A 2400-nucleotide genomic window follows, 5' to 3' on the forward strand; every position below is an offset into this window, starting at 1 on the left:
GGGCCGGTTCGCCCCTGGTTAGGGATTAAGATCAAGCGTTATCTGCATACCACCAGCTAAGGCGATTGCAATCACGAAAGAAGGTTGCTTCATCAGGAGCCTTCATCATGACCACATCACCTTCGCAGTAGGTGCATAGCTCAAGCGTTGCTTCATTTTTCCAAAAGGCACTGCACCCCGATTCTTGATACACAACCTCCCATTTGGGATGTCGCAAGTACCGATGGAAGAAATCGAGAGTGTCACCATAAGGGAAGTTGAAGCGCTCCATCACTGAACCATTTTCTGTCAGTTCAGGTTTAACCTTGCCGGTTTTCAAACGCTTCTTGATGATGCGCTGAACCCAACGAAGTCGTGCAAACAGCCGATTGGAGTCTTTCTCGTACCACTGGGGATTACGCTTGCTCCAGTAGAGCTTGGCGAAGATTTCCCCGGACAAATCCTTCATCTGGTTTTCGTTGAGCTCATCAAGAAAACGCCGAGAAGGTTTGTCGTAGTCAAGAACTGCTTCCAAAGCTGATAGGTTTTTCATAGGGACTCCTTAATGCGATTGCGGAGCCCCGGCCCCTCAGGGCTATCGGAGCCCCACAGGGTTAATGGTTGAACGGCGATTTATCGAGGGTTCGTGAATCGAATGGCTTTACCAATAAAATCGGCCATCAGGTGATTACCTGACGATCTGAAATACTGTTGCCATTGTGACCAGTCCCCGACCGAACAAGAGTGTTTCGGTGAGTCAAAAACACCCCATATACGAAGGTTGCAGCCATTAGATAGAACACGATCAACATAGCTGATTATCTCTTCGCGCTTCATTGAAGAGCTCAAATGGCAAGGTTGCTGCATGATGAGACGTTCAGCTTCCTCGAAGTCAACTTTCTCTATGGTTCCGTGCTGTGTATTGACATGAAACACAAAGATTTGTTGCCCTGAATTACCCCAGATCCAGTGAGTAACATGAACAGGGTGAACTCCGGCCTTTAACGGTATCAATGCCGAACCACAGGTTCTGAGCACCCATAACATTTGATAGCCACTGAACTGCTCAATCAGGGTTAGATCTTGCTCTACATCACCGGCATAAACCTCCGGTAACTTGAGCTTTTGAGAGAGATTAAGCATTTCTGCTTTCATCTTTTCAAGGATAGACATGCGTATCTCCTTTTTGAGGACGCACGTTGCCCAACAGGCGCAGTGCGCCCTATGGGCCAAGATAGGTTGCTGTTTGTTTTTGGCGACCAGCTATCGCACGTTTCGCCCTCAGAGAGGACAAAATTCACTTTCTCAGCAACCCTCAATGAAGGCCTCTGAGAAAGTGGGAGGGTATCCCCTCCTCACTTTTATTTTTCCACGAGAGCGGCATGAACAGGAACGCTCAAACTGCCCTTTTCGGGTGCAAGATCAAAGACGCATCAATTGCCCCGTCTTTTCAGATCTTCGACCAGATGTTCAGGCAACTGACTCGCAGTACAGGCCAGCAAAAGATCGAGGTCTACGGGCTTATGAAAGTGCTTGTTTGACCAGGAATAACCAACTGATGATTTTGCCCAGTTGATTGCTTGCCCAAGGCTGTGGAACTGCCGCCTGCCGGTGTACCCCATACGACTATCCAAAGTGACACCTTGGAACAACCTCCAGTACATTGGGGGAATACGCTTAGCAAGCAGTAAGAAAGGCGTATCAGGCACTGATGCTCTTCTACCCTTGTTCTGATGATACAAATCCAACCGATGGAATTGGTTCATAGATTCTCCAAATAAAAACGGCCATCGTTACCGACGACCGTATTCATCAACAGGGATTACCTGTATTACCCCTGCATCAGCTCAACCGAGTTTGTGGTCAATTTGATCCGAAACGCCTTCTGGTTCTGGATAGCCCACCTGGCCCATTCAGAAGGGATGCAAACCGAACCATCATCACCACCAAACAAGTTGCATTTATTTTCGTAGAAATCATCATCGAACCCTGGATTACAGCCCTTAGCATAAGCGACTGTTCCGCGAGAGATTGGAGACCCATCAGCTTTTGCATTAGTGATGAGGTAAACTCCATGATCTCCTACCAAAATCAAGGCGGGTTTAACTTTGCTCTGATCAATAAAGTCTTCTGAAGGCCAGAACATCCCGCCATGTTTTTCAGCTTCCTGCTCAGTCCTTCCATTTTTATCCCTGACTATGCCGTCAGAGTACATTTCAGGATTGAACAAATCGTCCGTTGATGGTGAAAAACTGCTTGCTGCATCAAGCTCTTCAATCAACTTTTTCACATCATGGATTTTAAAAGTAAGTACAGACATTTGAGTTGCTCTCTATTCAAAAAGAGGCTCCCCCTCCTAACAGGAGATAGGACGCCCCTGCTAGGTTAAAAAATGGCGGCCACCCAAAATGGGCGACCGCG

4 protein-coding genes are annotated in these 2400 nt (G+C 47.4%); all 4 read right to left on the reverse strand.

From position 1 onward, the window contains the following. Positions 1-31: 31 nt before the first annotated feature. Positions 32-532, reverse strand: a complete 501-nt coding sequence (locus BHE89_RS14765; RefSeq protein ID WP_069369986.1) for a hypothetical protein — start codon at positions 530-532, stop codon at positions 32-34. An 80-nt stretch (positions 533-612) separates the two neighbouring features. Beyond that, positions 613-1152, reverse strand: coding sequence for a hypothetical protein (locus tag BHE89_RS14770; RefSeq protein WP_000025280.1), 540 nt, complete (start codon positions 1150-1152; stop codon positions 613-615). A 260-nt stretch (positions 1153-1412) separates the two neighbouring features. Next, on the reverse strand, positions 1413-1745 hold the full coding sequence (locus BHE89_RS14775; protein WP_069369987.1) for a hypothetical protein: 333 nt from the start codon (positions 1743-1745) through the stop codon (positions 1413-1415). Between the two features lie 65 nt (positions 1746-1810). Further along, positions 1811-2299 (reverse strand): DUF3085 domain-containing protein, encoded by a 489-nt coding sequence (locus BHE89_RS14780; RefSeq protein WP_069369988.1) that lies wholly within the window; start codon positions 2297-2299, stop codon positions 1811-1813. Positions 2300-2400: the final 101 nt, after the last annotated feature.

This window comes from Shigella sp. FC1967 (genome assembly GCF_001743005.1).
GTDB lineage: Bacteria > Pseudomonadota > Gammaproteobacteria > Enterobacterales > Enterobacteriaceae > Proteus.

Excerpts from the sequence above, each read along its gene's own strand:
- BHE89_RS14770 (WP_000025280.1), bottom strand. The coding sequence starts at position 1,152 with ATGTCTATCCTTGAAAAGATGAAAGCAGAAATGCTTAATCTCTCTCAA.
- BHE89_RS14780 (WP_069369988.1), bottom strand. The coding sequence starts at position 2,299 with ATGTCTGTACTTACTTTTAAAATCCATGATGTGAAAAAGTTGATTGAA.
- BHE89_RS14765 (WP_069369986.1), bottom strand. The coding sequence starts at position 532 with ATGAAAAACCTATCAGCTTTGGAAGCAGTTCTTGACTACGACAAACCT.
- BHE89_RS14775 (WP_069369987.1), bottom strand. The coding sequence starts at position 1,745 with ATGAACCAATTCCATCGGTTGGATTTGTATCATCAGAACAAGGGTAGA.